This is a genomic window from Pseudomonas sp. 21 (genome assembly GCF_000955805.1).
Taxonomy (GTDB): Bacteria; Pseudomonadota; Gammaproteobacteria; order Pseudomonadales; family Pseudomonadaceae; genus Pseudomonas.
Genome location: NZ_JYOA01000008.1, coordinates 251,360 through 257,371, shown reverse-complemented (window position 1 = coordinate 257,371; position 6,012 = coordinate 251,360). Strand labels below are relative to the sequence as shown.

General features: G+C 68.2%; 6 protein-coding genes. 4 read left to right on the top strand and 2 right to left on the bottom strand.

Going from position 1 to position 6,012, the window contains the following annotated elements:
* Positions 1–19: 19 nt before the first annotated feature.
* Positions 20–1,078 (bottom strand): nitronate monooxygenase family protein, encoded by a 1,059-nt coding sequence (locus tag UB43_RS20445; RefSeq protein WP_045214603.1) that lies wholly within the window; start codon positions 1,076–1,078, stop codon positions 20–22.
* Between the two features lie 114 nt (positions 1,079–1,192).
* Here UB43_RS20445 and UB43_RS20440 point away from each other — a divergent pair, with 114 nt between their 5' ends.
* Both UB43_RS20440 and UB43_RS20435 read left to right on the top strand, forming a co-directional pair.
* Positions 1,193–2,065, top strand: a complete 873-nt coding sequence (locus UB43_RS20440) for a LysR substrate-binding domain-containing protein (RefSeq protein ID WP_045214600.1) — start codon at positions 1,193–1,195, stop codon at positions 2,063–2,065.
* Complete coding sequence (locus UB43_RS20435; RefSeq protein ID WP_045214598.1) at positions 2,062–3,228, top strand: YbfB/YjiJ family MFS transporter; 1,167 nt, start codon at positions 2,062–2,064, stop codon at positions 3,226–3,228. Before UB43_RS20440 ends, UB43_RS20435 begins: the two co-directional genes overlap by 4 nt.
* A gap of 77 nt (positions 3,229–3,305) precedes the next feature.
* On the opposite strand, the gene UB43_RS20430 is transcribed toward UB43_RS20435, so the two are convergent.
* Positions 3,306–3,746: a carboxymuconolactone decarboxylase family protein gene (locus UB43_RS20430; protein ID WP_045214595.1), complete on the bottom strand. Its 441-nt coding sequence runs from the start codon at positions 3,744–3,746 to the stop codon at positions 3,306–3,308.
* Between the two features lie 146 nt (positions 3,747–3,892).
* Here UB43_RS20430 and UB43_RS20425 point away from each other — a divergent pair, with 146 nt between their 5' ends.
* Positions 3,893–5,326 carry a PLP-dependent aminotransferase family protein gene (locus UB43_RS20425; protein WP_045214593.1) on the top strand — a complete coding sequence of 478 codons (1,434 nt, stop codon included), beginning with the start codon at positions 3,893–3,895 and terminating at the stop codon, positions 5,324–5,326.
* A 394-nt stretch (positions 5,327–5,720) separates the two neighbouring features.
* Positions 5,721–6,011, top strand: coding sequence for a putative quinol monooxygenase (locus UB43_RS20420; RefSeq protein WP_045214590.1), 291 nt, complete (start codon positions 5,721–5,723; stop codon positions 6,009–6,011).
* The last annotated feature ends 1 nt before the right edge of the window (position 6,012 follow it).

The following is a 6,012-nucleotide window of genomic DNA, read 5'->3' as shown; positions in this document are numbered from 1 at the left end:
TCGCGCCCATGGGGCGCTCCTACAGGTCTGTGCCAATACGGAACTCGGCCATGAGAGTGGCCACCAGATCCGCCGCCGGCATTTCCCGCGCCAGCGGCGCGCCCTGCCCGGCCCATTGCACGGCGAAATCGCTGTTGCCCTTGGCGGTGGCCGCGGCGGTCAACGCCTTGGCCGCGTCATAGGTGATGGGGTAGTCCGGCAGCGCCGGCGCATCCGCGCTGCCCAGGTCGGTGAACAGCCGATTCATCATCCCGCGAGCGGCGCGGCCGGAAATCGCCGCCGTCACCTCGGTGCGCTCCCCACGCTCGCCACGCAGCGCCGCCTTGAACGCAGCGTTGGCCGAGGATTCATTGGCGGAGATGAACGCCGTGCCCATCTGCACCGCCTGCGCACCCAGTTCGAACACCGCGCGCATGCCCTGCCCATCCATGATCCCACCCGCCGCGATCACCGGCAGGCCTGTGCCTTTTACCAGCGTGCGGACCAGCGCGAAGGTGCCGATGCGCGCGTCCTTCTCCGGCTCGAACACGCCTCGGTGGCCGCCGGCTTCATAGCCCTGGGCGACGATCGCATCGATGCCCGCCGCCTCGATGGCGCGGCCCTCTTCCAGGCAGGTGGCAGTCGCCAGCAGACGGATGTCGGCGGCCTTCAGGCGACCGATCCAGCTCTTCGGCGGCAGGCCGAAGTGGAAGCTGACCACGGCCGGACGCGCCTCGATGAGGAATTCCAGCATGTCCGGATCAGCCAGGAAGCTGCGATAGATCTCGGTGATCTTCTGCGGCGGCTGCGCATCGAACTCGGCGAACAGCGGGCGCAGATGCTCCAGCCAGGCCGCCTCGCGCGCCGGGTCCGCCACGGCCGGGCGATGGCAGAACAGGTTTAGGTTGAGTGGTTTGTCGGTCAGCGCGCGGGTCTGCTCCAGCAGGGCGCGGGCCTGGGTTGCATTGCTCGCGCCCAGGCCGATGGAACCCAGCCCGCCGGCATTGGACACCGCCGCGGCCAGCGCCGGGGTGGACACGCCGACCATGGGCGCCTGGATGATGGGGTGCTGGATGCCGAGCAGTTCGGTGATGGGCATGACGGGGTCCTCGGGGGCGGAGCCAGCGACAGGGCCGCCTGGCTGATTTTCACTTGACCAACAATCTCACAAAGAGAATATTAACGGCAACTTATTCTCAATTGAAGATCAATCATGGATCTCTCCAGCCTGGAAATCTTCCGTTGCGTCGCCGAGGAACAGAGCGTCACCCGCGCCGCGGCCCGCCTGCAGCGCGTGCAGTCGAACGTCACCACGCGCATCCGCCAGCTCGAGGAAGACCTTGGCGCCGCGCTGTTCCTGCGCGACGGCAAGCGCATGGCATTGACCGACCAGGGCCGCGAATTCCTTCGCTACGCCGAGCAATTGCTGGCCCTGGCCAGCGAGGCGCGCCAGTCACTGCACCCGCACAACGCCACCGGCAGCCTGCGCCTGGGCAGCATGGAGGCCTCTGCCGCCAGCCGCCTGCCCGAACCGCTGGCACGCTTCCATCGCGCCTGGCCGGAGGTGGAGTTGCAGGTCAGCACCGGACACAGCCAGAAGCTGCTCGGCGAGGTGCTGAACCGCCAACTGGACTGCGCCCTGATCGCCCACCCGGACATCCTCCGCGCTGAACCGGGCTTCGAAGCGAAGCTGGAACGCGGCCTGCGCGCAGAAGCGGTATTCCGCGAAGAGCTGCTGCTGGTGCTGCCGGGTAACCATCCACCGGTACGCGGGCCGGAGGACGTGCAGATTCGTACCCTGGCCGGCTTCACCCGTGGCTGCACCTACCGCCAACTGGCGGAGGGCTGGCTCAAGGGCGCGCCGCTGGCGGTGCAGGAAGTGGGCTCCTACCACGGCATCCTCGCCTGCGTGAACGCCGGTTCCTGCATCGGCGTGCTGCCACGCTCGGTGCTTGAACTGCAACGGGAAATGCCGGCCCTGCAGGTGGTGCCGCTACTGGAAGTGGACACCCTGCTGATCTGGCGCGACGGCTATGCCACCGGCGCCTTCCAGCGCTGGCGGGAAACCCTGGAGGCACGCCCATGAGCCGCACTCGCCGTCTGCCTGCGGCACTGTCGGCGGCGCTGATCCTGGCGGTCGGCATGGGCTTCGGTCGCTTCGCCTTCACCGGGCTCTACCCGCTGATGGTGCGCGACGGCGTGCTCGACGTTACCGGCGGCTCCCTGGCGGCCTCGGCCAACTACGCTGGCTACCTGCTCGGCGCGTTGCTGCTGTCACGCAGCCACGAACGGCATGCCGCGCGTATCTGCGCAATCGCCCTGGTCGGCACCTTGGCCACCCTCGCCGCCATGGCCACTCCGGCGCCCGCCTGGTTTGCCATCGGCGTGCGCCTGCTGGCCGGCGTGCTCAGCGCCATGGCGCTGGTCAGCGCCGCGCAGTGGCTGTTGCAGCGCATGGGCGAAAGCCATGGCGCACCCATGATGTTCGCCGGCGTGGGGATCGGCATCCTGGTCTCGGCGGAACTGATCGCCGCCGGCAACGCCTTCGGCCTGGGCAGCGCGGCGATCTGGTGCGTGCTGGCGCTGGCCGGGCTGGTGCTGTCGCTGCTGGCAGCGCCTGCGCTCAGTCGCGAAGCGCCGGCCATGCCGCATCACGCAGCGACCGGTGTGGGGCCAGTGCCGCAGCTGTCTGCGCCGATCATCCTGCTCATCTACGGCCTGGCCGGCTTCGGCTACATCATCACCGCCACCTACCTGCCCTTGCTGATGAAGAGCGGCCTGGGCGCCATCGACCCGCTGCAGGTCTGGGCCGCGTTCGGCCTGGGTGCGGCACCCTCGTGTTTCCTCTGGCATCGGCTGCACCTGAGGCTCGGTAGTCGTCGCGCATTGGCGCTGAACCTGCTGGTGCAGGCCATCGGTGTGATGCTGCCGGCACTGGGCGAGTCCGCCTTCCTTTATCTGGGCAGCGCGGTGCTGGTGGGCGGCAGCTTCATGGGCACCGTGACCATTGCCATGCCGGCGGCTCGCGCGGTGGCCGCGCAGGTGCGCTTCAACATGCTGGCGGCGATGACGGCGCTGTATGGCGTCGGGCAGATCGTCGGGCCACTGGCCGCCAGCACCCTGCGCGGGCTGACCGGCAGCTTCATTCCGGCCCTGGGGGCTGCCGCCAGCGCTTTGCTGATCGGCGCGCTGTGCTGCCTGCCACTACGCCGCACGATATCCTGTAGGAGCGAGCTTGCTCGCGAATAGCCTCAACACTGCCGCTGCCTGGAACTCCTTTCGCGAGCAGGCTCGCTCCTACATAGAGCAGCCAACGTCGCGCCTGTTCAAGCCGGCGGCTGCTGGCGGAAGGAGACGCCCAGGCGGTTCCACACGTTGATCGCGCCGATGGCCACGGTAAGGTCAACCAGTTCGCGTTCGCTGAACTGCTCGCGGGCGAGCTGGAAAACCTCCAGCGGCACCTTCGACTCGGACAACAGCGTCACCGACTCGCACCAGGCCAGCGCCGCCCGTTCGCGCTCGGTGAAGAACGGCGACTCGCGCCAGACGCTGACGGCGAACAGGCGCCGCTCGGTCTCCCCGTTACGACGGGCTTCCATGGCGTGCATGTCGGCGCAGAAGGCGCAGTTGTTCACCTGCGACACCCGCAGGCGCACCAGCTCCAGCAACGGTTTTTCCACGGACAGTTCGAAGATGGCGGCTTCCAGCGCCAGCACCGCCTTCAGCGCTTCCGGCGAGGCAGTGTAGTAATCCAGACGCGGTTCCATGACGGCACTCCAGAAGTTGACCCGGCCATTGTGCGCCGCCCCCTTGCCGGCGCAGGTGTCCAATACCGGCGAATTCCACCACGCAACTTCACCGGGCCACGCGCCAGCGCTACGCTTGCGCAACCACCCTGCCCCGGAGCTTGCCCTTGGAGCTGCACCTGATCATCCACGGCCAGAAGGATCTCGCCGGGCAACTCTATCGCCAACTGCGCGAAGCCATCGACTCCGGCCGCCTCGCCGCCGGCACCCGCCTGCCACCCAGCCGCCTGCTGGCGGAGCAGCTCGGCATCTCGCGCAAGACCATCTCCGACACCTACGCCCAGCTCACCTACGAAGGCATCCTGGTGGGCAAGATCGGCAGCGGCACCTTCGTCAACACCCGCCTGCCACGCCACGACCGGCGCCAGGACAGCGTGCGCTTCGCCAGCCAGGACAACATCGATCGCTGGGCCAACCTTGACACGCGCCTGCGCCACCCCGGCGCCGAAGGCACCGCCAAGGCCGACTTCATCGGCGGCGCCACCACACAATTACAATTCCCGCAGGAAGAATGGCGGCGCTGCGTGAACCACGCCATGCGCCAGATGACCGGCCTGCGCGGGCACTACAGCGCGCCCGAAGGCATCGCCCCGTTGCGCGACGGCATCGCCCGGCACATCTCCTATGCCCGTGGCGTGAACTGCCAGCTGGACGATGTGATGGTCTGCAACGGCGCGCAGCAGGCGCTGGACCTGCTCGCCCGGGTCTTGCTCCGCCCCGGCGACAAGGTAGCCATGGAAGACCCCGGCTACACCCCGGCGCGGCTGATCTTCCAGACCCTCGGCGCCGAGGTGGCCAGCGTGCCGGTAGATGCCGAAGGCATCTGCGTCGACCTGATCCCCACCGGGACGCGGATGATCTACACCACGCCGTCGCACCAGTTCCCGCTGGGCATGCCGATGAGCCCGGCACGGCGCGAGGCGTTACTGGCGCGGGCGCTGGAGCTGGGCGCACTGGTGATCGAGGACGACTACGACAGCGAATTCCGCTACGAAGGCCGGCCCACCGACGCGCTGCAGAGCCTCGACCGCCATGGCGTGGTGGCCTACATCGGCACCTTTTCCAAAGTACTGCTCCCCGAACTGCGCCTGGGCTACCTGATCCCGCCGCGCAGCCTGTTCCCCGCGCTGGTGCGAGCGAGGCAGATTTGCGACTGGCACAGCTCGACGCTGCCGCAGTGGGCGCTGGCCAAGTTCATCAGCGAGGGCTACCTGCTCAAGCACATCCGCCGTTGCCACGGCATCTATGCCGGGCGCCGCGAACGCATCCTGGCACGGCTGGCGGGCGACCTGTCGCCCTGGCTGGAAGCGGTGCCCTCGGTGGCCGGCTTCCACCTCACCGCGCTGCTGCGCCAACCGCTCAACGTGGCGCTGCTCACCGAGCTGGCACGCAAGGTCGAGGTCGGCCTCTACGGGCTGGCGCCCTTCCACCACCAGGTGCCGGTGCGCGACGGGCTGCTGCTGGGCTTCGGCGCCATCGACACACTGGACATCGACCCGGCGCTGGACAAGGTTCGCGACCTGCTGCAGCAGTTGGGCTGAGCCCGCGCACCCGGCGAGCGTAGGAGCGGACTCTGTCCGCGATGTGCCACCGGCAGGCTCGGAGCCGCGGGGAATCGATCGCGGACGGAGTCCGCTCCTACGCACTGCATCGGGCCTTAGTAGGAGCGAGCTTGCTCGCGAACCGCACGGCACGGCGCGATCCCGTTCGCGAGCAAGCTCGCTCCTACAGGTCATTCACCTAAGGCGCATAACCCGGAACGGGTTATGCGCTACACAAGGCCGCATTGGCCCAACAGTTTTTCCGGGAATTGGCCGTTCATGCGCAGACGGCGCGGCCGTAACCTTCCAGCATCGGTTTTGAAAGCCGGTTCCGGCCTTTACCGGCTACCGGCGCCAGCGCCCAATGGCCATCCATTGCAGAAGGAGCCTCGCCATGTCCCCGTCCGCCATTGCCATCGTTCGCGTCCAGGCATTCCCCGGCCAGGCTGCCGCGCTGGGCGAACATCTCAGTCAATTGGTCATCCAGGTCCGCCAGCAACCCGGCTGCCAGGGCAGCGAGTTGCAGGAGCTGGCCGCCGACCGCTGGCAGGTGCTCACCCGCTGGGCCAGCCAGGCCGAGCTTGACGCGCACCTGGCAGGCCCGAAAGCGCAACAGTGGCTCGGCCGGCTCGGCTGTGGCGACCTGGCGCTGGGGCTGGAATTCGAAAGCCGCAGCGCCGACTGAC